The following is a 26,850-nucleotide window of genomic DNA, read 5'->3' on the forward strand; positions in this document are numbered from 1 at the left end:
ACTACACTGAATGCTAATTGTTAGCTAGGTAATAAAATAATAGTCATGAACGCATTTTCTAGCCATCAGCATCAATTCGCACAAGATATTATGGGTCGCTCTGGGGCAAATAATTTTTGCCTGTTTCTGTTCTCGGCGCGGCCAGCGCAAGCGGGTGTTCATTTTTTTTGCCACTACGGCATGAGCGCACAGATTAAAACAGTCTACAGTCAGCGCTTGTGGGCACATGATCCATTTTTGAATCATATAAAGCAGCAAGGCGCGAATACTCAGGCAACGGTATTGGATCGCGGCCAGCTTGAAGGCAATGATAACCAAGGCGACAGTTATTGGAACTATATTAATCGGGTCGGATATCGCGATATTGTGTCGGTGATACATCCATATACACCTGAGATTTTCTTGGTAGGCGGCCTAATGGGGCAAGATCGCGGTCGGCAATACGGTGAAGTAACTGCCACACACAGCGTGATCGACGACTTGGATAATTTTGTGGGAGAGGCAGCGTCGGAATTAATCTCGTCGCTGATCGCGCCCATGCTCACTATTGAACCTGTTGGTGCCGCCGCAGGGCTCGCACTAACGTCAAGGGAGCGGGATGTGATAAAGGCTCTGCAGGTGGGTTATGGCAATAAACAAATCGCGGCGATGTTGTCGCTGTCGGAATACACCGTCGAAAATCACTTTAAGCGTCTGTTTCGCAAGTTTGCGGTACACAATCGCACGGCATTGCTTGCCACTGTGCAGCAGTTAGGTTTGGTGTAATGAGATTTTTATTTTTAGCGTAGCACGAGTAGGCTCGCTTGCCGAAATTAGGCATTAGTCGTTATTGGTGACTATATTAATGGCTAATTTCGGCGGAGATGAGGTTTACACGGTTATGCAAATTTTGCCGAGATGCTGCCCAGAGAGTTGGTAAGCAAATGCTTCTGCCAACTGCGCTAAGTCAAAGCTGCAATCAATAATCGGTTTGAAATCTGCGGTTTCTAAAAAGTCGACCATTCTGGTTTGCATTTCACGACTTCCGACCGCGATGGGGCGAATACGCAGTTGTTTGAGCATTAACTGGGCGAGATTAATATTTGCTTCAAGTCCACCCAAAATGCCGACGAGTATCAGGTTGCCATTTACTTTAGCTGCGCTAATAGATTGCTCGAGGGTAGTGCTGCCGCCTACGTCAAGAACGTGGTCGATGCCGCCGCTAAGCTGGTAGATGGTTTCTCCCCAGTGTGGGTCGCTTCGGTAATTTATAAGGTGATCTGCGCCCAGTTGTTTAAGGCGTTCCATTTTCTCCTCGCTAGAACTTGTCGCGTACACGGTTGCGCCAAATGCTTTGGCTAGTTGAACGGCGAAAATCGAAACGCCGCCGGTGCCTTCGATGAGCACGCTGTCACCGGCTTTAATATCGCAAACTTCAACTAGGGCTCGCCATGCAGTAAGTGCCGCGCAGGGCAGCGTTGCGGCTTCGGTGTAGCTGTAGTTTTTGGGAATACGGCTTACGCTTTTTGGTTCTACAATACTGATTTCAGTGGCACAGCCGTCGGTGGAATCGCCACCCAATCGGGTGGTGTTTGCTAGGCTGGGCTCGCCGTCGTACCAGTCGGGGAAGAATGAGCTCATAACGCGATCGCCGCACTGCCAATCGCTTACGCCGTCACCCACTTCAATGATCTCACCTGCGCCGTCAGACATCGGAATACGGCCATGCTCAGTTGGCATCATTCCGCTGGCAACGGCATAGTCGTGGAAATTCAGTGACAGGGCGTGCCAGCGCACCTTCACGTTACCTGCTTTAATGCTGGGCTCGGTCCGCTGCTCAATGACAATTGAATCAAGGCTGGCGGGTAAGTGAATGGCTGCGGTTTTCATGGGTAATGATCCTTGTTTTTTGCTATGCCTGAATAATGGCAGGGCCTTCGGCTAAGCTTTGGTGCTAATTTTGGGGCGCTAATTGTACGCTATTAAGCCGCTCCACCCATTAGCTGAAATTGGTCCATTGCCGGTTTTTCCCTAGTTGCTATGCTTAGTAGGATATTAAGTAAATAAAAAAGGGATACCCCATGCAGCGCGCGTACACCACCGATATAAAGCCACTCGACCCTATTCACGATAATCGTCATAAACTTGGCAGTGGGCCGCTGGCACGAGAGTCGCTAGCCTATTTATTACAGCTGCCGGAAGAGGGTGTGGCGGGTATTGTTTACACTTGGGTTAACGGCGAAGGCAAGGCGGGTTGCGCGGTAACCCTTTTTGGCCCTGGTATTGGGCCAGAGCCGTTGATCGAAAGTTTTGATGGTATTGTGGTACCCGCCGAAATGGATTTTTTTGACTGGCGCGTCGCGGGCTTGCAGCTGCGCTTGGGCACCTTGCTAGAAACTGCCCACATTCGCTATCAATCTGATAAATTCGAAATCGATTTTCATTTCACCGCTAGCCAACCGGCTTACGCTTATAGCTCTCATAAGGGCGGTTGCCCCCAGTGGATAGCTCATGACCGCTTTGAGCAGCAGGGCACCCAGTCTGGTTCGATTCGATTTAATGGTAAAGAGATTACGCTGCGCGGCTACACCCAGCGCGATCATTCTTGGGGTACCCGTGATTGGGGTGTGAATCAGCATTGGAAATGGATACACGCCCAAGCGGGGCCAGAGTTGAGTGTGCATTTTTGGAAGCTGGAGTCCATGGGCCAAACGCTGATTCGCGGCTACGTTGATAAGAACGGCCATATCGCGCAAGTGGTTGACGTGGATATTGATTTTGAGATGAATGACGACATGACCACGCGTGTTGTCAACGCGGATATCGTCGATACCGCGGGGCGATCAACTCGCTTTCAAGGGGTTCCGTTCGCGACTTTTTATCTTTCACCTGATCCGATGATTACGCTTTTTGAATCGCCGATTTCCGCTTTTATCGACGGCCAGCCCGGCGGTGGCTGCTGCGAAGTGATGTGGACTAATAGCCTGATTAATTACGTTAAAGCAAAAACCGAGGTGGCCAAATGAGCTTGTCTAGTGTGGCGGCGAGCTTTGAGTTGGGTCGCGATATTGAACCTAGCGTGGTGGCGATGTTACAGCAGGCTGCGAACAATAAATCCCAAGGGGTTTATCAGTCGCTGAGCGCCGAGCAGCTGCTGCCTATGTTAGAGGCTTTCATTCGCGCTCAAGGTTTGGCTGGGGCCGAGGTGAAAGGTCTGCGCCGGATGGGTGGCGGCGCGTCTAAGGAACAATTTGTTTTTGATTTACATTCTGAAGCCGAGCCTGTCCAGCGCTGCGTGTTGCGTATGGATCCCTTAGAAAGCGCGGTGGTGACTGATCGCCGCAAAGAGTACGAAGTGCTCAACTGCATGCAGAGTGTATTGCCGGTGCCGCCGGTGTTGTGGGCAGACATCGAGGGCGCTGAGCTGTGTCGGCCGGCACTGATTTGCGGCTTTATTGGCGGTGTTACCAAGCCCAGTGGCGACAGTGGTAATGTGTCGGGCTTGGGTGCGTTATTGCCTGAGCGGTTTCGCGAGCGGCTCTCGGTACAATTTATTGACTACTTGGTGGCCATGCATGGGGTGGCCGTGGATTTTAAACCTGAGGTGTTTCAGGTGCCGGATGCCGACCCGCAGCAGGCTGCGCGCTGGCAATTAAATTGGTGGAGCAGTGTATGGCGGGACGATGCCATTGAAGGCTCGCCGCTGATGGGCTTGGCCGAGCGCTGGATGCGCGACAATCTTCCCGGCGCGCGGGAATTGGTGGTGGTGCACGCCGACTACCGCACCGGCAATTATTTATTCGACGAAAACAGCCAAGAAATTAGCACGGTTTTAGATTGGGAACTGGCTCATATTGGCGACTACCACGAAGATCTGGCGTGGATTATTTGCCACAAAGGCGTGACCGAAGATGGTCAAATCATGGCGTCGGGTCTAATGACGCCCGAGGCGCTGAGTGAGCGCTACAGCGCGGCGACTGGGCGAATAGTCGATGCCGAAACTTTGCATTTCTATAAGGTATTGAGCGTGTACAAGTGTGTGGCAATTTGCCTTGCCACCGCGGCGCAAACCGCTGGTCGTAAGCACAGTCATCAAGATGTATTGCTGAGTTGGCTTACTGCTGCAGGGCACTCCTTCTCCGCCGAACTATTAAGCCTGCTTAAGGAGGTTCAGTAATGAATCCATCTAGCGCACTGCGCATTGATACCATGATGCGTACTCTGCAAGACACCATTATGCCCGCGATTCGCGATGATCAGCCCCTTGCTAAAGAGCAAGCGGGCCTAATGTTAGGTCATCTTGCGGCGTTGCAGCAGCAGGCTAATCGCGAGCATGCGGTTGATGATTACTGCCAGGCGCTGTTGCTTACTTTGGCAGATGAGGTGCTTAGGCTTGGCGCTGAAGAGTCGAGTATTGCGGATTTGCTGGCATCGCTCGATACGGCACGTAAAAATGGAGAGCTGATCGCCCTAGGCTTCCATATTGAGCGTATTCTGGCGAGTAGTGACACCAGTGCGGTGTTTAAACGCGAGAGCAGCAAGGTTGCCATGCAATACGCGGCAGATCATACCCATATGGGGCGCGCGTGGTTTTTGCCAATGGGTTTTGATGGTAATCCTAAGGCGCTGCCGACGGTGGCCGAGTTGCTGGCCGAGTAGATGTATGGCATGCGTAATTAAAATGCAAAACGGCAGCCCGAGGGCTGCCGTTTTGGGTATACACCGCCGCGTTGCCGCGGGTGCCGCATAGATTATGCGTCTGGGTTTTCCAGCAGTATTGCGCTGCCTTGGCCACCGCCAATACAGGCCGAAGCAATGCCGTATTTCACACCGCGACGTTTCATTTCTTTGGCAACGGTGGTGGTGAGGCGCACACCAGTAGCTGCTAAAGGATGGCCGTAAGCGGTTGCGCCGCCGTTGACGTTCAATTTGTTCTCGTCCAAATTTAGCTCGCGTGCAACTGCAAGGCATTGGGCCGAGAACGCTTCGTTAATTTCGAACAAGCCGATATCGTCAACGCTTAAACCAGTGCCTTCTAGCAGAGCTTTGATCGCTGGAACAGGGCCAATACCCATGTAGTGGGGATCGACACCTGCGGCTGAAGCAGCTCTGATTTTGGCTAAGGGTTTAAAGCCATTGCGATCTGCGTAAGCTTTGCTGGAAACCAAGGCAGCTGCGGCGCCGTCAACGATGCCAGAGCTGTTGCCGCCAGTTTGTACGCCGTCCTTGGTAAAGGAGGGGCGCAATTTAGCTAAGGTGTCTAAGGTGGTTGGGCGAACATGTTCGTCTGTTGCAAAGCTCTCAACACCACGTGGCAATTTAAATTGCTTGGTTTTTAGGCCTTCGCATTCAAATGCTTGGTTAACCAGTGTGAGTATTTCATCGGCGAGCACGCCAGATTTTTGCGCAGCCAACGCCCGCTCAAAGCTAGTCATCGCGAACTGGTCTACTTCTAGGCGGCTCAGATTATACTGTTTAGCGAGATTCTCGGCGGTGATACCCATTGGAATCTCTGCGGCGGCGTCGTACAGCAACTCAAGTAGGTAATCGCGGAAATCGACTTGGCCCAGTTTAAAGCCGCTGCGGCCGGTGAAGCTGGCGACGGGCATACGTGACATTGACTCAGTACCTACGCAAAGCATAACTTCTGCTTTGTTCAGCTGACGATAATCAGCAGCGGCGGCAATAAGCTCAAAACCTGAACCGCAAAGACGCTGTAGCATTAACGCTGGCGCGCTTTGGGCAAGGCCAGAGTACAAGCCAATGTGGCGTGGTAAATAGCCCGCGTCAAAGTCTGAGGGCGCGAGGTTGGCGGCAAACAGGCAGTCGATGTCTAGGGGGTTGATCTTATTCTCGGCAAGAAAGCCTTTTACTACGGCAATACCCAAATCGGTTGCCGAGATATGAGAAATAGTGCCATTTACTGCACCAAAGCCACTGCGGCGGCCGTCGATTAGCCACGCGTCATCGTAGGTTGTGATCATTGTAAAACTCCGATTGGTCTATTGAATGTTAGCTAGCGTAACAAAAAACGGAAAATAATTCCTGTATAGTTACCGATCTACCCGATACTGCGCCCAGAATCTTTCCAGTACGGCGCCCGTAAATCTTTTTTCGACACCTTGCCTGCACCTGTGCGCGGAAAGTCGTCGACAAAGGCCACTGATTTTGGGCATTTGTAGCGTGCTAAGCGCTCTTTGCAGTAGTCAATGATATCTGCTTCGCTAGGGTCGGTGTGCGGGCGGCGAATGATTAGGGCTTTGACTTCTTCCCCCCATTTTTCACTCGGGATGCCAATAACTGCAGCGCCGGCAACGTCGGGGTGCAATGATAAGCAGTTTTCAACCTCGGTGGAATAGACGTTTTCACCGCCAGTGACAATCATGTCCTTCGCACGGTCGACAATATAGAAGTAGCCTTCGTCGTCGAAGTAGCCAACATCGCCAGATTTATACCAGCCATCTTTGAACACTTCCTGCCAAGCATCGGGTTTTTGCCAGTAACCTCTTGCCACCGATGGTAGCTTAATGAGCATTTCCCCTGGTTGATTGGCGCCCAAGGCATTGCCGTCGGCGTCAATAATATTTATTTCGATTAGCGGGAGGGGCTTGCCACAGGAGGTTAAGCGGTGCTCGTTATTGAGGTCGTGGTCGTCTGGGCGCAGCAAGGTGATTGCACCGCCAGACTCGGTTGATCCATAAAACTGCATAAATTTGCAGGGGATCTTTTCCATTGCACGCTTTAACAGTCCAACCGATATGGCCGAGCCGGCATACATGATTTCGCGCAGACTGCTGAAATCTGTGCTTCCGGTTTGAGGGTGGTCTAGCAACATTTGCAGCATAACCGGAGCAACACCAGCTAAGCTTGGCTTTTGCTCATTGATTAGCTGCAATACTTCGGTAGGGTCGAACTGGGTGGCGATAACAATCGTTGCACCGTTGTACATAGCTTGCATTGACAGACCAAGGCCAAGTAAATGAAAGCTCGGTACGCAAAACAGAAAGCGATCTTGAGCGCCCCATGTATACGCTGGTTCAAGGTGTTCACACAGGCGCATATTCATAATGCCAGCTTGGCAAAATTCTACGCCCTTGGGAATGCCGGTGGTGCCTGAGGTGTAGATTTGCCATGTGGTGTCGTCAAGGGCGCACCACGCTGCGGGGTCGCTGCTGTCGGCGCCATCAAACCATTGCCAAAGCGGGTTTTGCTCGCGCTGCCCAGCCACCATTGCAACAACAGGAATGTCGATATCGGCCATGCCACGAGCGCTTTCCCAAAGGTCTTTAAAGCTGTTTTGGACAATGGCCAGTGCCGGCTTTGCATCTTGGATGATGCTGGCTGCTTCGGTGCTAGACAAGCGCCAGTTCATTGGAATGAACACGGCATTAATTTTTGCGCAGGCGTAGATGGTAAGAAAGTAGTCGTCAGCATTGCCTGCGTAGTAAAGCACGCGGTCGCCTTGGCCTACGCCAGCGCCGAGCATGGCATTGGCCATTTTGCTGGATTTTTCATCAAATTCAGCCCAGCTTAGGGCGTAACCCATAAATTGAGTGGCTGCTTGCTGGGGGTAATACTTGGCGTTGTAGCGAACAATGTCTGCAACGTTGCGAATTTCTGGAAAGGCCCACATATTGTCGATTCCCTGTTGGTATTATTTGTAGTGGAAGGTCACTTTTTCTTTGTTGGCTACGGCAAGCACCGCGTTCCACGTGTCGTCGGTGCGAGTGCACTCGGTCAGCGCCCGCGATTCCATTTCCATTTGGCCCTCAAGGCCATTACCGAAACTACTCAGAAATAAATTTTTGTATTGACCAAAGGTAAAGGTTGGACCAACGGCCAGCTCTTGTGCAAGTTTCTCGGTGGCCTCGGCAAGCTCCTCTGAACTGAAAAGTTCAGTGGCTAGGCCGTATTCCAGCGCCTGCTCGGCACTCCAATTCTGGTTGCGAGCAAAAAAGGAGAATGCCTTGCGGCTGCCAACTCTGCGCGGCAGAAAATAGGAGGAGCCGCAATCGCAGGAAAAACCAATTCCGGCAAAGGCCGCATAAAACTTGGCGTTGGGGCCAACAAGTACAAAGTCCGCCGCGGCGGCAAGGGCGACACCGCCGCCAGCGACCAGCGCGTCGCAGCTGAATATCACCGGTGCATCCATACGCGCTAACCGAGAAACACCCATGTGCATATCGGCAGTTGCGGTTTTAATAAAGCGCGGTAGCGCTGGGCGCTCACCATTGGCGAAGGTCTTTAAGTCGCCGCCAACGCTGAAGTAGGGACCTTCGGCGTCGATGATAACGGCGCGAATGTCGCGGTTATCATCGCATTCGGTGGCGATTAGGTTGAATTCGCGACAAAATGTTGAATCAAAGGGATTGCCCCGCTTACCCTGACTAAGGGTGATTCGAGCAATACCGTTCTCTATTTTGAATTTAAACGCCGATAATTCCATGATCTTTTCTCTTATCTTTGGGTTTATAGTCGTTGTCTTAGCCTACGGAGCGTTCGCTTTTTTCTTTCTCGGCAGAGGCCTTGATGTTTTCGCGAATATTGCCCCAGTCTTCGTCGCTCAGATCCGATAGGCTGGCAAAGGTGCTGGGCGCCGCCAAGTGGTGGGCGCCGTCAATGGCAATGGTTTGGCCAGTTAAATAGTCGCAGCCGTCGGCTTGCAAGAAAATCATCAAATTAGCCAGTTCTGGCATTTCGCCGTAGCGGCGCATTGGCACGCTGGATGAGTCAGTGGCGCCACTTGATTTGCCTGTTGGATTTAGCTTCTCCCATGCGCCTTCGGTGGGGAAGGGGCCTGGTGCAACGGCGTTGAGGCGAATGCCGTAAGGGCCCCATTCCACTGCAAGGGATTTGGTCATTGAGTCAATGGCGGTTTTAGACATTGCTGACGGTACGACGTAAGCCGAGCCAGTCCATACCCAAGTTACCAGATTGCTTACGATGCTGCCGCGAATACCAAGATTGATCCAGCGTTTGCCAACGGCTAATACGGTGTAGAAAGAGCCGTCCATAACAGTGGAGCGAATCGCTTGGTAGCCCCGTGGCGATAAGTCTTTGGTGGGGGAGATGAAGTTGGCCGCGGCGTTGTTAATCAAACCGGTGAGTGGGCCTTCGGTGAAAATCGATTCCACCATGTCGTCGATTGATTCGGGGTCGCGAATGTCGCAAATTCGGTAGTGAATTTTGCCACCGGTATCTTTGCTAAGCTCTTCGCAGGTAGTTTGTAGTACGTTTTCCCGTCGGCCACAGATATACACTTCAGCGCCGCTGGCCAGTAGCCCTCTGCTGATTTCTTTGCCAAGGCCTGTACCGCCGCCAGTAACTAATATCCGCTTATTGCTGAGGGTGCTGCTATTAAACATGGTAGAGCCTCTTTTTGGGTTCAAATATGTGCTGCTGTTATGTGCTTTTATGCCGAATCGGCGCGGGTGATACCTTATTTTAGCTTGGTATATTTTCCATAATGATGTTAATAGTACGCGTGCGAAGTAAAATGGTAAATAGCCAGTGCTTATATAATTGAAAAACCCAGCCTGTTATTGGTTTTAGCTGAGCGGTGGTCTAAATCTGGAGGAAAATATATTGTCAGATGTATTCTTAAAAATACACTGAATTACGTATTTTCTTACCTTGACATTAATGGTTCGCAAACGTAAATTAAGTAAAGTTAACTAATAATAGCAGCTGGGTTGCCAAGTGTGGCGGCCTGCTCGCGATAAATGAGTCTGTAGGAGTCCATGTGTCATTATTCTCATTTTTAAAGCCCTCTGCCAAGCGGGTTACTGTTATGCCGGCTGGGGTGAGTTTTGATGTTAACCCAGGTCAGTCCATCCTTGAGGCTGGGTTGGCGGCGGGTTACGCCATGCCCCATAGCTGCACTGTAGGCACCTGCGGTACCTGTAAGTGCAAGATGACCGAAGGTAAAGTAAGGGAATTAACCAATTTTGCTTATGTTCTCGATGCCGATGAATTGCAAAACGATGTGATCCTGACTTGCCAAGCCGCATTGAAGTCTGATGCTGTGATCGAGATTCCAAATTTCGAGTTAAAGCATCTGACCCCACCAGAAGATTTTGAGGGTGAAATCGTTAATTACGAAGATCTTACCCACGACACCCGCAAAGTTACTATTCACCTAGATCGGCCAGTTAAATTTGATGCGGGACAATACCTGCAGATTCACCACGAAGAAATTTTTGGTGCGCGCTCTTATTCCTTTGCCATGGCGCCAGCAGAGGGCGGCTGCCAAGATGTTGAGCTGTTTATTCGCAATGTGCCCGGTGGTGAATTTACCGGTATGTTATTCGACGACAAGCTAAAGGGCGCTAAAGTCGCTGTTCACGGCCCGGCAGGTAATTTTTGGCTGCGTGATGGTCGCGGGCCGATTATCTGCGTTGGCGGTGGCAGTGGTCTAGCACCTATTGTTAGTTTGTTGGAACAAGCGGCCAAGCAGCCTCATGGTCGTCCCTGTGTAATGTTCTTTGGTGCTCGCAGTCAAGCCGATTTGTATTGTCTGGATCGTATTGCGCAAATCGGTGAAGCTTGGGATGGTGCTTTCCAATTTGTACCAGTGCTTTCTAATGAGCCTGAAGACAGCGACTGGCAGGGCTTGCGGGGCTTTGTAAATACCGCCATTGAACCCGTTGCGGGGCAGTATTTATCTGCAGAGACCCAGGTATATTTATGTGGGCCGCCGCCAATGATCGACGCGGTAACAGCAACTGTGCTAGAACTGGATATTGACGAGAAAAATGTTCACGCGGACAAATTTCTGGATGCCAGTCATGGTATTTCTCGGCAAGATTAAAGTGTGTTTTCCGGTGATGTCTTATAGGCATCACCAACTCGGAAATTAATAATAAACGGAGATAACGTATGAATTCCCTTAGTGATATCAGTGTGCCCTCGGGCAAAATGTTGATTGGTAGTGACTGGTGTGACGCGTATAGCGGCGAAACCTTGAATGTTGAAAACCCTGCTAACGGTGAGATTTTTACGACTATCGCCGCCGGCGGTGCCGCAGAAATTGACGCAGCCGTAAAAGTAGCGCGTAAGACATTTGAATCAACTGCATGGTCGCGGATGCGTCCTATCGATCGCAGCCGTTTACTTGAGCAGGTTGCGCTCAAAATTGAAGCCCACGCTGAAGAGTTGGCCTTATTAGAGAGCTTCGATAACGGCAAGCCAAAGCATCTGGCGCTGATGGTCGATGTTCCTTCGTCGGTCGAAGTGTTCCGTTATATGGCGGGCTGGTGTACAAAAATATACGGTAAAACGCTGCCAATTTCTGGCGATGGCCGCCAGTATCACGCTTATACCCTGCGTCAGCCGGTTGGTGTTGTCGGCGCTATTGTGCCGTGGAACTACCCATTGCCTATGGCGTCGTGGAAAATTGCATCGGCGCTGGCTGCGGGTTGTACTGTAGTACTTAAACCATCAGAAGTTACGTCGTTGACTACCTTGCGATTGGCAGAGCTGATGTTAGAGGCAGGTGTTCCGCCTGGCGCTTTGAATATTGTAACTGGCGTAGGTGAAGTAGCTGGTGAAGCCTTAATTACTCACCCAGATGTCGATAAAATTGCCTTTACTGGGTCAACGCCGGTCGGTAAACACATTCTGCGTAGCTCAGCAAATGACATGCGTCGCGTTAGCTTAGAGCTGGGTGGCAAGTCGCCGACCATCATTATGCCAGATGCCGATTTGGATAAAGCCATACCCGATGCGGCAATGGCGATATTCTTCAACTCTGGGCAAACCTGTTTTGCAGGCTCGCGGCTGCTCTGCCATGAATCGATTTATGATGTTGTGGTGGCCGGTATCAATGAAGTGGCGAAGAACCTGCCAATTGGCGCAGGCCAAGACCCAACGACAATGATCGGCCCTGTTGTAAATAAGAAGCAACGAGACCGCATTGAAAATTACATCAAAATCGGTCAAGAAGAAGGTGCCGAGCGCATTTCACCTGATGGCGATTTGCCAGGACAGGGTTATTACGTTAAACCCACTATTTTGTCTGGGGCGTCGTCGGATTCACGAGTGTTTAATGAAGAGATATTTGGGCCGGTGCTTACCGCAACCAAATTTAGCACCGAAGAAGAGGCCGTTAAACTGGCTAACCAGAGCCAGTTTGGCTTGGGTGCTAACCTGTATTGTAAAAATGTAAAAACTGCCCACAAAATGGCCGCAGCTATTCATGCTGGAACTGTGTGGATCAACACTTACTTTGTGGTTGATGCGGCTATGCCATTTGGTGGCTTTAAAGAGTCGGGTATCGGTCGTGAAGTGGGTGAAGACGGCGTGTTGATGTTTACCGAGTCTAAATCTGTGTGTGCTTTGTTGGACGACTGATTTTCAATAAACCTCGTTATAAGTCGAATTAGGAAGATAAAAATGCAGATAACAGCAGCCGTAACCCGGTCGGCCGGGTCAGAATTTACAATTGAAAATTTGGAGATTGAAGAGCCGAGAGCAGACGAGGTTCTGGTTCGGATTTTGGGTGTAGGGGTGTGTCACACCGACATCGCAGCACGGGACCAATCGCTTCCTGCTGAGCTGCCTATTGTGCTTGGTCACGAAGGTGCTGGTATTGTTGAAAGAGTTGGCTCGGGGGTAACTTCAGTAAAACCCGGCGATCACGTGGTGCTGTCTTACACTTTTTGTGAAAAATGCGCCCCCTGTGATCACGACCACAAAAATTATTGTCAGCAGTTTGCGCCGCTCAATATGGTCGGTATTCGCGGTGATGGCAGTAAGGCTTTATCAGACAGCTCCGGCCCCGTGAGTAGCCACTTTTTCGGTCAGTCTTCATTTGGAAGCTACGCCCTGTGTTATGAAAATAACGTCATTAAAGTACGCGACGATGCACCTCTGGAGCTGCTTGGGCCACTTGGTTGCGGAATTCAGACCGGCGCGGGTACATTTATGCGCTCAATGGCCTGCGAAGCGGGTTCAGCGGTTGCAGTAACCGGTGGTGGCGCAGTTGGTCTTGCGGCCGTATTGGGCGCAGTAGTGCAGGGCTGCTCGACAATTATTGTTGTGGAACCCCATGAAAACCGTCGTAAGCTAGCGTTGGAGTTGGGTGCTACTCACGTTATAGATCCGATGGCTGGCAATATGACCGAAGCGATTCGTGCTATTGTGCCCAATGGTTTGAACTACGCACTAGATACTACTGGCAAGAACGTCGTGTTTGGTGGGCTTGTTGCGGCGATGGCGGCGGCAGGTACCATTGGTGTGGTGGGAGTGCCCAGCACCGAAGAAGACGCAACGTTAAAGCTTGATGTGCTTAGTCTTTTGCTTTGCGGTATTAAAGTGAAGGGCATTTGTGAGGGCGATGCCGATCCTGCTGAGTTCATACCGGTTATGGTCGATCTTTATATGGAAGGTAAGTTTCCCTTTGATAAGCTTTGTGATTTTTACGCGTTTAATGACATCAACCAAGCGGTTGCTGATCAGCACAGCGGCAAATGCGTTAAGGCTATATTGAAATTGTAAGTTGCCAAAATGCCCTGCGTTAATTCGGTTGGCGATAGCTGGCGGCGTTGACCAGGGCTTGTTTTAGTGCGGTGTTAGCACCAGATTTTTATTAAGACATCGTGCGCTTGTATTTTTACTGTTCCTAAATCTAGGGAAAGTTCACAGTTATTAAAAGCACAGTGAGAAAATATTTGACACAATAGTTAGCTTATGAATAAATAGCATACATGAGGTTAGCAAGAATATCGTCGTCGCAGAAATCGGCGGATTCTAAAAATAATCGATAAATACAAAAAAATATCAAGGCAAGGGTGAATAATATGAAAAAAAGTGTTTTGGCTGCTGCTATTGCGGCTATACCGCTAATGGCGAGCGCGACGTATGCGCAAGATAATGGGGACGGTACCCAAAAGAAACGGACCAACCGTTTGCTTGAAGAGGTCGTGGTTACGGCCCAGAAACGCGAAGAAGACTCACAAGACGTTCCTATCGCGATTCAAGCATTCTCTGGCGATAAACTCGACGCCTTCAACATTGAAGATACCGCCGATTTACAGCGGATCACACCGGGACTCACTTTCACTTACACCTTTGGCTACACGCTGATTTACCTGCGCGGTGTAGGTAGTGATGCGTTTCTACCCAACGCCGATCCAAGTGTGGCGACTTATATTGACGGTATTAATATTCCAGCGAGCCAGGGTAAACAAGATACTTTGGGTCCAGTAAAGCGGGTTGAAGTACTTAAAGGCCCCCAGGGTACCTTATTCGGCCGAAATGCAACGGCCGGTGCGATTAGTATCGTTACTGATGATCCACCAGTCGACGAGATTGTTGGTAATATCAAATATGTGCAAGGCAATTATGGTAGCCAAGAATACCAAGCATATTTGGGTTTTCCGATTGTTGATGGCTTGGGTATTACCTTAGCGGCCTTCAAAGATGGTCACGAAAATTACGGTATGAATTATAGTAATGGCGTGGAAAGACCGATTCGGGAGGACTTCTCGGAAGGTGGTCGCGTTAAAATTAAGTGGGATAGCGACGATTTCTCGGCGACCTTAATTGGTTCTTATGTTAACCAGTATAACGGTAATTCATTAACACAAGAAAATACTCGGCCCTCTCTACTTCTTGGCGCTGGGGCAGAGGTAGATGAGCCAGACCGCGACTCACATACTAATTTGGAAGGCGGCAATGGCACCATTAACACCATGTTTGGTGCGATTCTTGAGTGGCGTCCAGGTCCAGTTGATTTGAAATTTACCTATGCCGATCAGTTGGCCGATGTTGACCTTGGCCAGTTTGACTATGATTCGACTGATGAAGATCGCTCAGGTTTCGTTACTTATGATCAATACAACGATCAGCAAACCTATGAGTTTCAAGTACTGTCGAATTCAGAACCCCTGGCTCGGACAGTTTTGAGTGGGTTGCGGGTTACTACCGGTTAGAAGCAGAAGGTGGCTTTGGTCGCTTGTTCTTCTTTGTTAATAGCGGCATTGCATCTGGCTTGCTCACAAATGTATTAGACTCTGCCACAGTGCCTTTGCTAGGGTTAAATACCGGTAATTTGGTGGCGGGGCTTCCAAGGGTTACGCTGGAATCGGGCGGTTTGCTTTATACCGAATCTGATGCTGTTTATTTCCAGGGTACCTATAGCATTAATGAAGACTGGAAGCTTACTTTGGGTGCTCGCTACCAAGAAGAGACTCGGGAAATTGGCAACACCAATTTGTACTTGGTCGACACACTTAGCCCAGGCATGACTCAGGCTTACTACGAAGGCAACGACTATTCACGAAATACGCTTATTTCGGAATTTGGTGGAGAGCCACTTGTAGAGGAAACGTTCTCGCCAAAAATCTCGCTGCAGTGGTTTCCTGATGAAACAACACAGATCTATACCTCTTTACAGCGCGGTTATAAGAGCCCTACCTATAACATCGTAAACTTCTTCGGTAACCCCGATGCAGTTGAAGGTGAAGAAGCTACGGCAGTTGAGTTGGGCTTTAAGTCTGAATGGCTAGATGGCACCTTGCAGCTTAACGGCGCAATTTACGCATCTGAAACTAAGAACTTGCTGACCGGTATCGTGTCGTTTACCTCTGGTGCAATTGTGCGTTACGCTAATGCGGGTGCAGCAGAGGCTAAGGGTGTTGAGCTCGACATGCAGTGGCAGCCAATGCCTGATTGGAACCCAGGCTTGGCAATTACCGGCGGTGCTTCTTATGTAAACTCAGAGTTCACCGACTATACCAATGGCGAAGGCTTTGATGATACAACAGGCTTGTATTTCGGACCTGGTGGCTTAGAAGATATCCCGCTTGGCTTATTGGGCATAGAACTGCCAATATCGACTGGTGGCGTAATCAATGGTCCGCGTGATTTCACCGGTAACCAAGTGCCTCGGGCACCTAAGCTAACCTCGTCAGTATCGGTTAACCAGTTCATAGATATTGGTGATTTTGGTGGCCTTGAATTTGCAGTTGATTACTCATACAAAAGTGAGTATTTCACCACCCCGCAGAACTCGCCATACTTTGTACAAGATCAGTATGAAATCTGGTCCTTGCGCACTAGCTACTTCTATGACCCTTGGGGTTTGCAGTTGACCGCATTTGTTGATAATGCGAAAGACAAGGATTACTACGTATCTATACTACAGCAAGATTTTGGTCGCTCAGTTACCCTTGCGCCGCCGCGGCTGTACGGTCTTAAAGTTAAGTGGGACTTTGATGCCTTCCTAAACTAAGAAATGTTCCATTGCCGCCCAATAGGGCGGCTTTTTTTTATTGCAATATTTTGAATAGAAATGGAAAATCACTCGCAATTTGAATTAGCTTGGTGAATGATCAAGCCTACGAAAAAATAAATTACCATATAAAAATGAATAGGAGTTTTACATGACTGCTACCAATATAAAGCACGGAATATTTTTGATACTCGGTATTGCCGCGCTGCTGTTAACATGGCCCCATGCTTTCGATTGGATGGCGAATGGCGGCAATATATTTAATCCAATTACCTTTTTTACCGACGCCATTGACGCAGGTGAAACTGCGGCCTTTCTTAGTATTGATATGATGATCGCTTGGGCAGTGTTCATGATCTGGGTTGTATATGATACAGATCGAATTGGTATGGGGAAAAAATGGGGTTGGTTCTTTGTTGCGCTATCGTATATCGGCGTATCCTTTACTTTTCCAGTTTATTTGATAGTGCGCGAGCGCTATATTGATAAGCATCGTTCTGAGTGATGGCGACTAATTTTTGTTTAAGGTTTTGAGAAAAAATAGCGGTTAATCGCAATATATAAAAAAGCCCCGTCATTGCGTGGAAATGCAGTGACGGGGCTTTTTTAATTCTGTTTAAGTTTAAGTTTAAGTTTAAGTTTAAGTTAAGCGATTGAGTAAAGCGCGGCGGGCTACGTCGTATTCGCTGCTGAGTCTAGCAATTAGCTCGGCGGTTGATACGATTTCTTTGACGGCGTTTATGCCTTGTCCGCAGCCCCAGATATCCTTCCAAGTATTAAAACTTTGGCTGGTTTCACTTACGTCGATGGCTTTGTCAGCATCGCGTTTTAGTGATTTTGGATCTAGCCCTGCGCGCTCAACGGAACCGACTAAAAAGTTTGCGGGCACGCCGCTAAAGGCGTCGGTGGTGATGATGTCTTTGGCGCTACCGTCAACAATCATGGCTTTATAGTCCGGAACTGCATTTGCTTCTTTGGTCGCAATAAATGGCGAGCCAATGTAGGCAATATCTGCGCCGGTGGCCAAGGCCGCGAGAATATTCTGGCCGGTGGCAATGCAGCCGGAGAGGGCCAGCGGGCCATCCCACCACTCTCTGATCTCAGACACCAGTGCAAAGGGTGATATGGTACCGGTATGGCCGCCTGCGCCCGCCGCAACGGCTATAAGGCCATCAACGCCGCCTTCAACAGATTTTTTAGCTTGGCGATTTGAAATTACATCGTTAAGCACAATGCCGCCGTAGCTGTGGACTACTTCGCAAATTTTGGGGGCAACATACAGGCTGACGATAACAATGGGAATTTTGTATTTGGCGATAATATCCAAGTCACCCATTAATCTGTCGTTGCTGGGGTGAGATATTTGGTTGATCGCAAACGGCGCCGCTGGTTTATCTGGGTTCTGGCGGTCGTATTCGGCCAGCTCGGCTTGGATTCTTACAATCCATTCTTCCAGTTGGCTTTGGGGGCGAGCATTTAGCGCGGGAATCGAGCCAATGATACCCGCTTTGCACTGTTCTATAACCAGCTCTGGTGTTGAGGCGATAAACATCGGCGCCGCCATAACGGGCAGGCGAACGTTTTTGGTGAGTATTTCGGGAAGGGCCATAGTTTATTCCTCGTTATATTGAGCGGCTAATGAGATCTTTCATGATTTCTGATGTGCCGCCGTATAGACGCATCACGCGGGCATCTCGCCATAGGCGTGCAATTTCGTATTCCTCAATATAACCATAACCACCGAAGAGCTGTAGGCAATCGTCTACAACTTTGCAGCGTAGCTCGCTGTGCCAGAGCTTGGCCGCGGCAGCTTCGTGAGTGGCGAGTTTGCCATCAACCAGCGCTTGTATGCAGGCATCCAAGTGTGCCCAGCCAACTTGTAAATTGGTTTTGAGATTGGCCAAAACGAAACGGGTGTTTTGAAAATCGAACACCGCCTTACCAAAGGCTTGACGCTCTTTAACGTAGTCTACGGCAATATCGTAGGCGTGTTGGGCGGCGGCTTGACAGGAAATGGCGATGGACAGGCGCTCTTGCGGTAGCTCGGTCATCATGTAAATAAAGCCCTCGCCTTGTTTGCCCAGCATGTTTTCCTGCGGAACAAATACATCTTCAAAAAAGATTTCCGCGGTGTCAGAAGAGCGATTGCCGACCTTGTCGAGTTTACGGCCTTTGACAAAGCCGGTTTGGTCGCAGCCGCAAACAAACAGCGAAATGGCTCGCGCGCCGCTATCGTCGCCAACCCGCGCGGCGATAACAGCAACGTCGGCGTTCAAACCGTTGGTGATAAAGGTTTTGGAGCCATTGAGTAAAAACCCGCCATCGACGGGCGTGGCCTTGGTGCGGATGTTTTTTAGGTCGCTGCCGGTACTGGGCTCGCTCATACAAATGGCGCCAATGGCTTCGCCGCTGGCCATTTTTGGTAACCACTGCTGCTTGACGGTCTCGGTGGCGTAGTTGTTGATGTAGTGGGCTACGATATCGTTGTGAACGCCAAAGGCGGGACCAGTAGTGCCAGCGAGGGCGGTTTCTTCTAATAGAATGGCATTAAATTTGAAATCCAGTCCGCCGCCGCCGTAGGCCTCGGGAATATCCGGCAGGAGCATGCCATTATTGCCACAGGCGCGCCAAAATTCACGGCTAACAATGCCATTAGTCTCCCACTCTTCAACATAGGGAGTAAGTTCTTGGGCGTACATTTTTTTCACGCTCTCACGGAACATGGCGTGGTCTTCGTTATAGATACTGCGCTCTATCATGATGATAATCCTGTTACCCTAATTTCAGCTCAGAGATTGACAAAATTTAAATATTCCGTCTAATGATATTTATTCTGTATTAGTCGCAAAAGGAATATCTATTGAACCCAAATAAACTGCGCCATATCGTTGCCGTGGATCGCTGTGGCTCACTCACTGCGGCGGCAAAACAGGTGCATATTACGCAATCGGCGCTGACCAAAAATATTGCCGATATCGAAGACGAAATTGGTTTTGCGCTTTTTGAACGCTATGCACGCGGTGTGCATGCAACGGCGCAGGGTAGGGCGTTCATCGATCGCGCGGCGCGGATTGTCGCCGATTTAGATCAGCTAGCGACGGATGCAAAAATGGGGCGGCAATTGACCAGTTCGCGAATACGGGTTGGGGTTTGCCCGCCATCGCTGGTGTCTTTGCTGAATACTGCGTTGACGCAAATGTTAATGACCCATCCCGAGGTGCGGATTGAGCAAACGTCTGGCTGGATAGAGCAAAGTATCCATCATTTGGTAAATCGCGATATCGATCTGCTCGTTGGTCCAGCTCCAGCGATTATGCTCCATAAATCCCAGTTTACTATACACCCCTTGCCGCCACTGGAAATCTGCTTTTTTGTGCGCAAGGCTCACCCGTTGAGTGGTCGGGTTAAGATCGGCATTGACGAATTAAGCCAGTTTCCGATGGCGCTAGCCGACCGCAGTGTGGCGACCGCAGAACTTATAAATCAGTTGTTTGGGGCACCGGTGATTCCCCCTGAAAAGCAATTGCACATTATTGGCCATTTTTCTGCGGCGTGTAAAATTGTTGCGAATACGGATACCATCGGCACGGTGGCGGCGTCTTACCGCGAGAATGATACTTTTCTGGAGGAGTTTTCGTTTCTAAATATTATCGACGAGGTCGCGCCCATTCCTTTGGCGGCGGCGTATAGCTCTAAATTTTTGCCGAGCGAACCGATGAAAACCTTAGTCAGCATGCTGGAATCTTAAGTGACGTGATAAGTTTAGCTATGGATAAAAAGCCGCGTGGCATATTTGTTACCGTAAACTGAGTTTTCATTGCACTTAAGTTGGCTGCGATCGGAGCGTGGTTTTTGTATTAAATGATCGCTAGCGAACTTTACTTTTGCAAACTAATAGCTATACTAGCTATTCAAGTTGTTCTGATTGTTCACATTTTTGTTGAGGCAAGCACAGGGCGCGGTGATTCTGAGTTGGCGAGTAAATTTATGAAGAACATAACAGTGGCTACGAATGCAAGTGGCGTTATGGTGGCAACGCTGGATATGCCTGGGCGCCCCTTCAATGTATTCTCTGAAGCGATGATGGCTGATCTCGCCGCGTTAATCGACCGGATTGAGAGCGATACGGCCGCGGGCAAAGCGCCTGCTGGTTTGGTAATGACCTCGGGTAAATCAACCTTTGTTGCCGGCGCCGATTTGGCCATGATTCAAGACTTTGGTGCAATGCGGTTTTCTGCTTCGTGGCAGGATATGCGCGATCGCTATAGCTATTTAGGTCAGTTATTTCGCCGCTTAGAAAAATTGCCAGTGCCAACAGTGGCCGCGGTGAACGGTCTGGCGCTTGGTGGCGGCTTGGAATTGGCGATGGCTTGTCACGGTCGAGTGTGTGCAGATTCTAAGTATATTCAGCTTGGCCTTCCCGAAGTCGTGCTTGGCCTTTTGCCTGGCGCGGGTGGCACCCAGCGCTTGCCACGTTATGTCGGCACTGAGCTGGGTACTAAAATGTTGTTGGACGGCAAGCCGCTAACAGCTGACCAAGCGCTGGCAAGTGGCTTGGTCGATGCACTTGCAGCGCCAGAAGAGCTCATTGCTGTGGCCACCGAGATGGTCTTAAGCATGAAGGCTGGCGCGCGATGGGATTCGCCAGCGTTTACGATGCCTGCCGACGGTCGCTCAGCAGCGGATGCGGGCTTTCGGGAATGGGCTTGTGAAGTGGCCGGCGTTAGTGCGCGCGACGCCCAGCTTTATCCTGCGATAGACGCCATAATTAACTGCCTTACCGGCGGTCATGGCAAATCAATTGACGCTGCCTGTAATGTTGAATGGGATATATTCGTCGATTTGATGAGTGATCCCGTTTCCTCAAATATGGTAACAACGTGCTTTTTGTCCAAAACGGCAGCGACCAAACAATCGCTTGTGGGCTTGCCTGAGGTTACGGCGCCGGCGAGCGTCGCCTTGATCGGAGATCTCGATTTAGGTAAAAATCCCTTCAAAAAAATAGCGCAAGAAACCGACGCCGATTTTTATCTTGCCGACGCGGTATTAAGCGATGAACGTGCTGATCTACTTGTGCAGGATTTGCGTCTTGCACCAAGCATTGCAAGCGCTAAGCCCGTGCTGCGGCTGACTGCGTCCTTCGGCGAGAGTGAAGTGCTTGAACTGGCAGCAGGTAAATCTACTGACGACACCGCGCTTGCTATGAGCGTGCTGCAGCGCAGCGGTAAAGCCATTGTGTTGAGCCGTAGCGCGCAGAGCGTCAACGACGTATTAATTGCTGGAATGCGTTCTGCTTATGCTCGCTCTGGGGTGTCGGCGCAGAATTTTTATACCCAGTGCGAGGCAGTCGGTTTGGAGTATTTGGCGCAAATCGCGATTGACGAGCTTGCCGAACCCGCCCGCAGTTTACAGACGCCAGATCAGGCGCTGGGCTTGCCGCTGTTGCTGAATTTGTCATTTGATGTCTATACGTGGCTTAAGCCCCAGCTTGATGGCCATTCGAATACCGTCAGCGATGGCTTGTTAGCGGGTATAGATCTTGCGGCCGTATACGGCGTTAAATTTCCAAAATGGAGCGGTGGACCTTTGTCTTGCTTAACCATGTTTCAGCGCGGCGAACTTAAATACAGCGGCGCTCAGGCATTGCTGACACAGCTAGAGTGGCGCTTTAAAAATGAGTTGGGCTACAAACTAGTTGCGGCCTGATTTAACGTAAAAATTTAGATATTTAGTTAATACACGAAAATTGCGATTGTGAAACAAATAATTGGTGGCTCACTATGATAGAAAGAACGCTCTTTAATGAAGAACATAATATGTTTCGTGAATCGGTTAGGCGGTTTATTGACAAGGAAATCGCCCCTTATCACGAACAGTGGGAAAAAGATGGCATTGTGCCCCGCGAATTGTGGTTAAAAGCGGGTGAGGCGGGGATGCTCTGCTGCACCATCGCTGAAGAGTACGGCGGTTTGGGCGCAGATTACCTCTACGACGTTGTGGTATTTGAAGAATTGTTCCGCTCCGGTTACTCCGGTCCTGGATTTTTGATTCACACCGATTTGGTTGCTACCTATATCAATTCATTTGGTACCGAAGAGCAGAAGAAGCGTATTCTGCCCAAAATGGTATCTGGTGAGTGGATAGGTTCACTCGGTATGACTGAACCCCACGCTGGCAGCGACCTGAAAAATATCCGTACCAAAGCGGTTCGCGACGGTGATGATTTCGTTATTAACGGCCAGAAAGTGTTTATTTCAAATGGTCAGAATTGCGATATTTTGGTTTGCGCGACTAAGACTGATTCAACCGCCGGTGCCAATGGCGTTACCTTGTTTATTGTTGAAGGTCACATGAAAGGCTTTGTACGGGGCCAAAACCTCGACAAGCTTGGCATGAAGGCGCAGGACACGTCAGAGTTGTTCTTTGAAGACGTGCGCGTGCCTGCTACCAATATGTTAGGTGAAGAGGGCAAGGGCTTCAAAATTATGATGCAGAAGCTCGCTCAAGAGCGGCTTGCGCAAACGATTCGCAGTGCAGTTGTTACTGAAACGGTTATTGAATGGACTAAAGATTACGTGTCGCAGCGTGAAGCCTTTGGCCAGACTATTGCCGACTTCCAAAACACCCAGTTTAAATTGGCCGAGCTATATGCAGAGGCAGTAGTTGGTCGGGTGTTTACCGATAAGTGTATCGAAATGTTCCTCGACGGTAAACTTGACTCAGTAACCGCAGCTATCGCTAAAATGCAGCTGAGTAACCTCCATTGTAAAGCTGTAGATGAATGCTTGCAGTTGTTTGGTGGTTGGGGCTATATGTGGGAATATCCGATCTGTCGCGCCTATGCTGATGCACGGATAGTGAAAATTGCTGGTGGCTCCATTGAAATAATGAAAACGATCATTTCTAAGGAAATGTTCAAAAAATGATCTAAACTTTCACTAGGGGAACTGTGCATTACGCAGAGTTTTCCCTAGGCATGGTATGTAAACATAAGGCACCGTAATAAGAGGGTAATAACCATGTTTGATTATGCGCGCTACTATTTTTCGCCGTTAATTCAGCTACTCACCGCTATTTCGATTTTTGTTGGCGGGCCGTGGGTATGGTTCGGTATAGCAACGCTACCTGCGCTGGCTTTGGCAGATTACATATTGCCGATTGATCTAAAAGAACGGCATATTAATAACCGCACCTTGGCAAATATCCCAATCTGGATTAGTTCAGTGGCGGGACCGTGTTTGCTATTTATGTTGGCATGGAAGATAGGTGGCGGCGCACTCAGCACGGTCGATATCATTGGTGCCACCTTGTCGGTTACTTGGCTGTCGGTAATTGTCGTGGTGCCAGCGGCGCACGAGCTGTACCACCAGCGCGGTGCAATGCGCCAGTTCGTTGGAACGTATTGTCAAGTTGTGTACCTTGATTGCACGCGGAATATCGCGCATATGTCTGGGCATCATTTGGATGTTGGTACTCCGCTAGACAGCGATACTGCTGCGCGGGGCGAGTCCTTATACTCTTTTGCATTGCCAGCGGTATACCACAGTACACTTTGTGCTTTTAGGCTTGAAAGTGACGCTCTAGAAAAGCGCGGCATGGGCCGGTATTCACTAAAACACCGGATGTGGCCAGCGGTTATTGCGCAGTTGGTTTTTCAGGGCATTATTTTTGCGATAGGCGGCCCAGTTGCCTTGGTGTGCGGTATTGCTTCGGTGTTGATCGCTCGCATGTGGGTTGAAACCTTTAACTTCTTCCAGCATTTTGGTCAGGTTCGGGTGCCCGGTAAGCCGATTGGCCGTCGTCATGTTTGGAATCATTTGGGGCCAATGACGCGAGTAATTGCCTTTGAAATAACCAATCATGCTGATCATCACCTCAATGCTTATACGCCTTACTACAAGCTCAAGCCGGACACCACGGCAATTAAAATGCCAAATGTATTCATTTGCTTTTTGAGCGCGTTGATTCCGCCAGTATGGAATAATTTGATAGCCAAGCCTGCACTGAAGCGTTGGGATTTGGAGTTTGCGAGCAGCGAAGAGCGCGAGCTTGCTAAAGCCCAGAACGAGCACGCAGGTTGGCCAAACTGGTTTGGTGAACCCATAGAGAATAAAGCTGCGGCGTGATGAGTTAGTTTTATTTAATTATTCAAAAACGAAAAATGCCGGCGCTAGCGCCGGCATTTTTCGTTAAAAGTCAGCTATTTTGGTAAATAGCCGACTTGGTAAGTGCATAGAAAGCGGTCGGCGTTTCTTGCAAGAGGCACTAACAAGAGCCTTCTAGCTATACGCAAGGGTTTCGTCTAAACGAGCGCGCTCAGATAGCCGCTTGGTATCGCTAACCGACGCCAATACGCGAATATTGGCGGTGAGATAGCGCAGCTCATTTAGCCATTGCTGGCGGCGCTCAATGATATCTTCTGATACCTCGAGCAGATTTAAGCTCTCTGCAATTTTGATGGCATTCTCAAAATACACCGACGACACCGATTCTTCGCAATGAATACGTTGTTGTAAAACCCGTTGCTTACCTAGGGTGAGGGCGCGCTCGATAAGTACTTTGGGCTCGCTGTTGCGCGCCGCCGCTTCCATCCGCAATGTGCGTGCGATGAGTAAGTAAGCTTCAATAAAGGGCCGGAGGGTGCCGTGACCAATGAGCGGGCTTAAGGTTTTAATAATCTGGCGGCTCGCGTCTTCACCTTTGCGAACAAGGCTTTTCCACTTTGGTACCCGCAGTGTCATTTCCTGTTCTAGGCTCAGAATAAAGTCGTCGCTGCCCTCGAAGAAAAACTCGTACTTCAATAAATCGCGAATGCGCAGTGCTTCGTTGTGAAACTCAGTAATGGCCTGTTCACCTTCACTGCGTACGCCGAGTAGCGCCAGTTCTGCGATGGCGCTGGTGGTAAGGAAATGCAGTATTCCATTGCGGTAGTAAGCGGCCTTGCGGCCACTGTCGTGGGGAATCATATAGATCGATTCAATACCGTCGTTTACGATATTAATAACGCCGGTTTCGCCCAGTTGCTGCAGATACTGGCGCAGAGTAGCCTCGCTAAAATGTTCAACTTCACTACTGACGTTGAAACTGAGCAACTTAGACAGTGTGAGTAGGGACGCGATGCCCTCGCTCAGCTCTTTGAAGTTAATGGCGCGATGGCCGTTTTCCAAAAGTACATAGCAAATTAAGCCGTTTACCGTTACCGGCGTAGCGCGGTTTACATCGACGGCGAGGTCAAAGGCCAATTTTTGAATAGCGCGGGGCTCGACCACTGGGTTGGATTGGTCGATATACCGGCTGATCGGAACACCTTCACCAAAACTGACGTGGATCTTGCCGTGGGGATTTTTCAGGCTGTTAACGTATTCCATAAACCACGAGGCCGACTCGGGACGTTTGCTGCCGCCACCTTGCAGTGCGTCATAGTCGGCAATTTCGGGCACTTGGTCATAGCAGATGGAAATGGGCATCATCACCAGATCCTGAGCATCGTCGCGGGCGTAGGCGCTGGCCACGTAGTTAATGAGGCCGTAGCGCGGCGGCATTAACTTACCAATACGCGAACGGGTGCCTTCTAGGGCCCACATGACAGGGAAGCGCTTTTCACCGAGGTAATCGATGTAATTTTTGAAGACAGATTTATACACTTCATCATTGCTGAAACTGCGACGGATAAATATGGCGCCGGAGCTGCGTAATAATGTCCCTAGCCCAGGTAGGCTCATATTGATGCCGCCAAAAATGTGCGCGGGCGGAAGATTGTATTTATGGAATAGCCAGATCAGTAAGAAACCGTCGATATGAGACTTGTGGGTAAACAAGAAAGCAACGGGTTTTTCTTTCAAGAGTTTGCGAATGCGCTCAATTTCTTCGGGGTCAATATCGATATTGGGATCAAAGCCGCGGGTAGACATGAACTTACCCAGCGCTGCCGCGAGATCATTGCCCATTGGTGTTGGCGTGGCGGCCATTTCCACCAAACACTGATGCGCGTATTTTTCGAGGGCGGCAAGCGGCTTGTTGCTGTTCTTTTGAATAGTTTCCAGTGCGGCGCGCATTGTTGGGCGATTGAGTACCTCATCATTGATAAGATGTGGAATTCGATACCGCGCACCGCTAACATTGCGCTGGGCTTTTTCGAGCGCCAATAGGGCCGAGCGCTCAATAAAGGCGCCGAGATCGGCATACTGAAAACCCTGCTGCTGCTTTTTGGCATACTCAGATTTTAAGCTTGAGAGTGATGCCCCGCGACCGACAACAACGCCATTATCGAGGCCTCCGGTAAGCCCAGATACGAGCTGATGGAGCCGGTTCGGGTTGGTTGTTCGGCCTGAAATAAAGTCGATGAGTTCTATTCCGTCCTTCCGTTTGTCCTTTGGCACCCAGTTGAGTCGAACGGGTACTAAGAAACAGTCTTCGTGCTTGCCCACCGCTAGGCAAAGGTCACCCTTGCGCAGCTTGTGTTGCTTGCTATTGCGCAATGGCCGATATACCACCTCGTAAGTGCTGCCGCTCGGTTGATATTTTGCTATGTAGCTATTTATCAGTTTCATTTCGTGTTTGTTGCTGCAGTCAGCGATAAACACGATGGCTTGATCTACATCGGTTGGCCAAGGATTTTTATTAGTTTCTGTCATGCC

22 protein-coding genes are annotated in these 26,850 nt (G+C 49.7%); 14 read left to right on the plus strand and 8 right to left on the minus strand.

What is annotated here, in order from left to right; all coding sequences use genetic code 11:
• Nucleotides 1-45: 45 nt before the first annotated feature.
• Nucleotides 46-765, plus strand: coding sequence for a LuxR C-terminal-related transcriptional regulator (locus P1U47_RS00365; RefSeq protein ID WP_301026520.1), 720 nt, complete (start codon nucleotides 46-48; stop codon nucleotides 763-765).
• Nucleotides 766-870: 105 nt separating this feature from the next.
• On the opposite strand, the gene P1U47_RS00370 is transcribed toward P1U47_RS00365, so the two are convergent.
• Nucleotides 871-1,869 (minus strand): NAD(P)-dependent alcohol dehydrogenase, encoded by a 999-nt coding sequence (locus P1U47_RS00370; RefSeq protein WP_301026522.1) that lies wholly within the window; start codon nucleotides 1,867-1,869, stop codon nucleotides 871-873.
• 191 nt (nucleotides 1,870-2,060) lie between these two features.
• On the opposite strand from P1U47_RS00370, the gene P1U47_RS00375 reads away from it, so the two are divergent.
• From P1U47_RS00375 to P1U47_RS00385, 3 genes are read left to right on the plus strand one after another with little or no spacing between them, the layout of a single operon-like run.
• Nucleotides 2,061-3,005: a hypothetical protein gene (locus tag P1U47_RS00375; RefSeq protein ID WP_301026523.1), complete on the plus strand. Its 945-nt coding sequence runs from the start codon at nucleotides 2,061-2,063 to the stop codon at nucleotides 3,003-3,005.
• The gene (locus P1U47_RS00380) at nucleotides 3,002-4,156 is read left to right on the plus strand and encodes a phosphotransferase family protein (RefSeq protein ID WP_301026524.1); all 1,155 of its coding nucleotides are present in this window, start codon (nucleotides 3,002-3,004) and stop codon (nucleotides 4,154-4,156) included. The genes P1U47_RS00375 and P1U47_RS00380 overlap by 4 nt, the downstream gene beginning before the upstream one ends.
• Nucleotides 4,156-4,638, plus strand: coding sequence for a hypothetical protein (locus tag P1U47_RS00385; RefSeq protein ID WP_301026525.1), 483 nt, complete (start codon nucleotides 4,156-4,158; stop codon nucleotides 4,636-4,638). The genes P1U47_RS00380 and P1U47_RS00385 overlap by 1 nt, the downstream gene beginning before the upstream one ends.
• Before the next feature lie 92 nt (nucleotides 4,639-4,730).
• On the opposite strand, the gene P1U47_RS00390 is transcribed toward P1U47_RS00385, so the two are convergent.
• From P1U47_RS00390 to P1U47_RS00405, 4 genes are all read right to left on the minus strand, one after another.
• Nucleotides 4,731-5,963 (minus strand): thiolase family protein, encoded by a 1,233-nt coding sequence (locus P1U47_RS00390; RefSeq protein ID WP_301026526.1) that lies wholly within the window; start codon nucleotides 5,961-5,963, stop codon nucleotides 4,731-4,733.
• 77 nt (nucleotides 5,964-6,040) lie between these two features.
• On the minus strand, nucleotides 6,041-7,612 hold the full coding sequence (locus P1U47_RS00395) for a long-chain-fatty-acid--CoA ligase (protein WP_301026527.1): 1,572 nt from the start codon (nucleotides 7,610-7,612) through the stop codon (nucleotides 6,041-6,043).
• 21 nt (nucleotides 7,613-7,633) lie between these two features.
• Nucleotides 7,634-8,425 carry an enoyl-CoA hydratase/isomerase family protein gene (locus tag P1U47_RS00400; RefSeq protein ID WP_301026528.1) on the minus strand — a complete coding sequence of 264 codons (792 nt, stop codon included), beginning with the start codon at nucleotides 8,423-8,425 and terminating at the stop codon, nucleotides 7,634-7,636.
• A gap of 37 nt (nucleotides 8,426-8,462) precedes the next feature.
• Nucleotides 8,463-9,344 (minus strand): SDR family oxidoreductase, encoded by an 882-nt coding sequence (locus P1U47_RS00405; RefSeq protein ID WP_301026529.1) that lies wholly within the window; start codon nucleotides 9,342-9,344, stop codon nucleotides 8,463-8,465.
• Nucleotides 9,345-9,721: 377 nt separating this feature from the next.
• On the opposite strand from P1U47_RS00405, the gene P1U47_RS00410 reads away from it, so the two are divergent.
• The 6 genes from P1U47_RS00410 to P1U47_RS00435 all read left to right on the plus strand — a co-directional run bounded on the left by P1U47_RS00410 (nucleotide 9,722) and on the right by P1U47_RS00435 (nucleotide 16,718).
• Complete coding sequence (locus tag P1U47_RS00410) at nucleotides 9,722-10,789, plus strand: NADH:ubiquinone reductase (Na(+)-transporting) subunit F (protein ID WP_301026530.1); 1,068 nt, start codon at nucleotides 9,722-9,724, stop codon at nucleotides 10,787-10,789.
• A 68-nt stretch (nucleotides 10,790-10,857) separates the two neighbouring features.
• Nucleotides 10,858-12,330 carry an aldehyde dehydrogenase family protein gene (locus P1U47_RS00415; RefSeq protein ID WP_301026531.1) on the plus strand — a complete coding sequence of 491 codons (1,473 nt, stop codon included), beginning with the start codon at nucleotides 10,858-10,860 and terminating at the stop codon, nucleotides 12,328-12,330.
• Between the two features lie 42 nt (nucleotides 12,331-12,372).
• The gene (locus tag P1U47_RS00420; RefSeq protein WP_301026532.1) at nucleotides 12,373-13,476 is read left to right on the plus strand and encodes an NAD(P)-dependent alcohol dehydrogenase; all 1,104 of its coding nucleotides are present in this window, start codon (nucleotides 12,373-12,375) and stop codon (nucleotides 13,474-13,476) included.
• A 302-nt stretch (nucleotides 13,477-13,778) separates the two neighbouring features.
• Nucleotides 13,779-14,912 (plus strand): TonB-dependent receptor plug domain-containing protein, encoded by a 1,134-nt coding sequence (locus P1U47_RS00425; RefSeq protein ID WP_301026533.1) that lies wholly within the window; start codon nucleotides 13,779-13,781, stop codon nucleotides 14,910-14,912.
• A 23-nt stretch (nucleotides 14,913-14,935) separates the two neighbouring features.
• The gene (locus P1U47_RS00430; RefSeq protein ID WP_301026534.1) at nucleotides 14,936-16,213 is read left to right on the plus strand and encodes a TonB-dependent receptor; all 1,278 of its coding nucleotides are present in this window, start codon (nucleotides 14,936-14,938) and stop codon (nucleotides 16,211-16,213) included.
• Nucleotides 16,214-16,364: 151 nt separating this feature from the next.
• The gene (locus tag P1U47_RS00435) at nucleotides 16,365-16,718 is read left to right on the plus strand and encodes a DUF2834 domain-containing protein (RefSeq protein ID WP_301026535.1); all 354 of its coding nucleotides are present in this window, start codon (nucleotides 16,365-16,367) and stop codon (nucleotides 16,716-16,718) included.
• A 135-nt stretch (nucleotides 16,719-16,853) separates the two neighbouring features.
• Here P1U47_RS00435 and P1U47_RS00440 read toward each other — a convergent pair whose 3' ends face one another.
• On the minus strand, nucleotides 16,854-17,822 hold the full coding sequence (locus P1U47_RS00440; protein ID WP_301026536.1) for a nitronate monooxygenase family protein: 969 nt from the start codon (nucleotides 17,820-17,822) through the stop codon (nucleotides 16,854-16,856).
• 13 nt (nucleotides 17,823-17,835) lie between these two features.
• A complete protein-coding gene (locus P1U47_RS00445; protein ID WP_301026537.1) occupies nucleotides 17,836-18,972 on the minus strand; it encodes an acyl-CoA dehydrogenase family protein in 1,137 nt (378 codons plus the stop codon).
• Between the two features lie 101 nt (nucleotides 18,973-19,073).
• Here P1U47_RS00445 and P1U47_RS00450 point away from each other — a divergent pair, with 101 nt between their 5' ends.
• The 4 genes from P1U47_RS00450 (at nucleotide 19,074) to P1U47_RS00465 (ending at nucleotide 24,339) form a co-directional block, all read left to right on the plus strand.
• Nucleotides 19,074-19,961: a LysR family transcriptional regulator gene (locus P1U47_RS00450; protein WP_301026538.1), complete on the plus strand. Its 888-nt coding sequence runs from the start codon at nucleotides 19,074-19,076 to the stop codon at nucleotides 19,959-19,961.
• A gap of 239 nt (nucleotides 19,962-20,200) precedes the next feature.
• On the plus strand, nucleotides 20,201-21,919 hold the full coding sequence (locus tag P1U47_RS00455; RefSeq protein ID WP_301026539.1) for an enoyl-CoA hydratase-related protein: 1,719 nt from the start codon (nucleotides 20,201-20,203) through the stop codon (nucleotides 21,917-21,919).
• A gap of 74 nt (nucleotides 21,920-21,993) precedes the next feature.
• Nucleotides 21,994-23,139 carry an acyl-CoA dehydrogenase family protein gene (locus tag P1U47_RS00460; protein ID WP_301026540.1) on the plus strand — a complete coding sequence of 382 codons (1,146 nt, stop codon included), beginning with the start codon at nucleotides 21,994-21,996 and terminating at the stop codon, nucleotides 23,137-23,139.
• Between the two features lie 93 nt (nucleotides 23,140-23,232).
• Nucleotides 23,233-24,339 (plus strand): alkane 1-monooxygenase, encoded by a 1,107-nt coding sequence (locus tag P1U47_RS00465; RefSeq protein WP_301026541.1) that lies wholly within the window; start codon nucleotides 23,233-23,235, stop codon nucleotides 24,337-24,339.
• A 153-nt stretch (nucleotides 24,340-24,492) separates the two neighbouring features.
• Here the strand turns inward: P1U47_RS00465 and P1U47_RS00470 are convergent, their stop codons facing one another.
• Nucleotides 24,493-26,847: a 1-acyl-sn-glycerol-3-phosphate acyltransferase gene (locus tag P1U47_RS00470; protein ID WP_301026542.1), complete on the minus strand. Its 2,355-nt coding sequence runs from the start codon at nucleotides 26,845-26,847 to the stop codon at nucleotides 24,493-24,495.
• Nucleotides 26,848-26,850 lie beyond the last annotated feature (3 nt).

The organism is Zhongshania sp. (assembly GCF_029212375.1).
Classification (GTDB): Bacteria; Pseudomonadota; Gammaproteobacteria; order Pseudomonadales; family Spongiibacteraceae; genus Spongiibacter.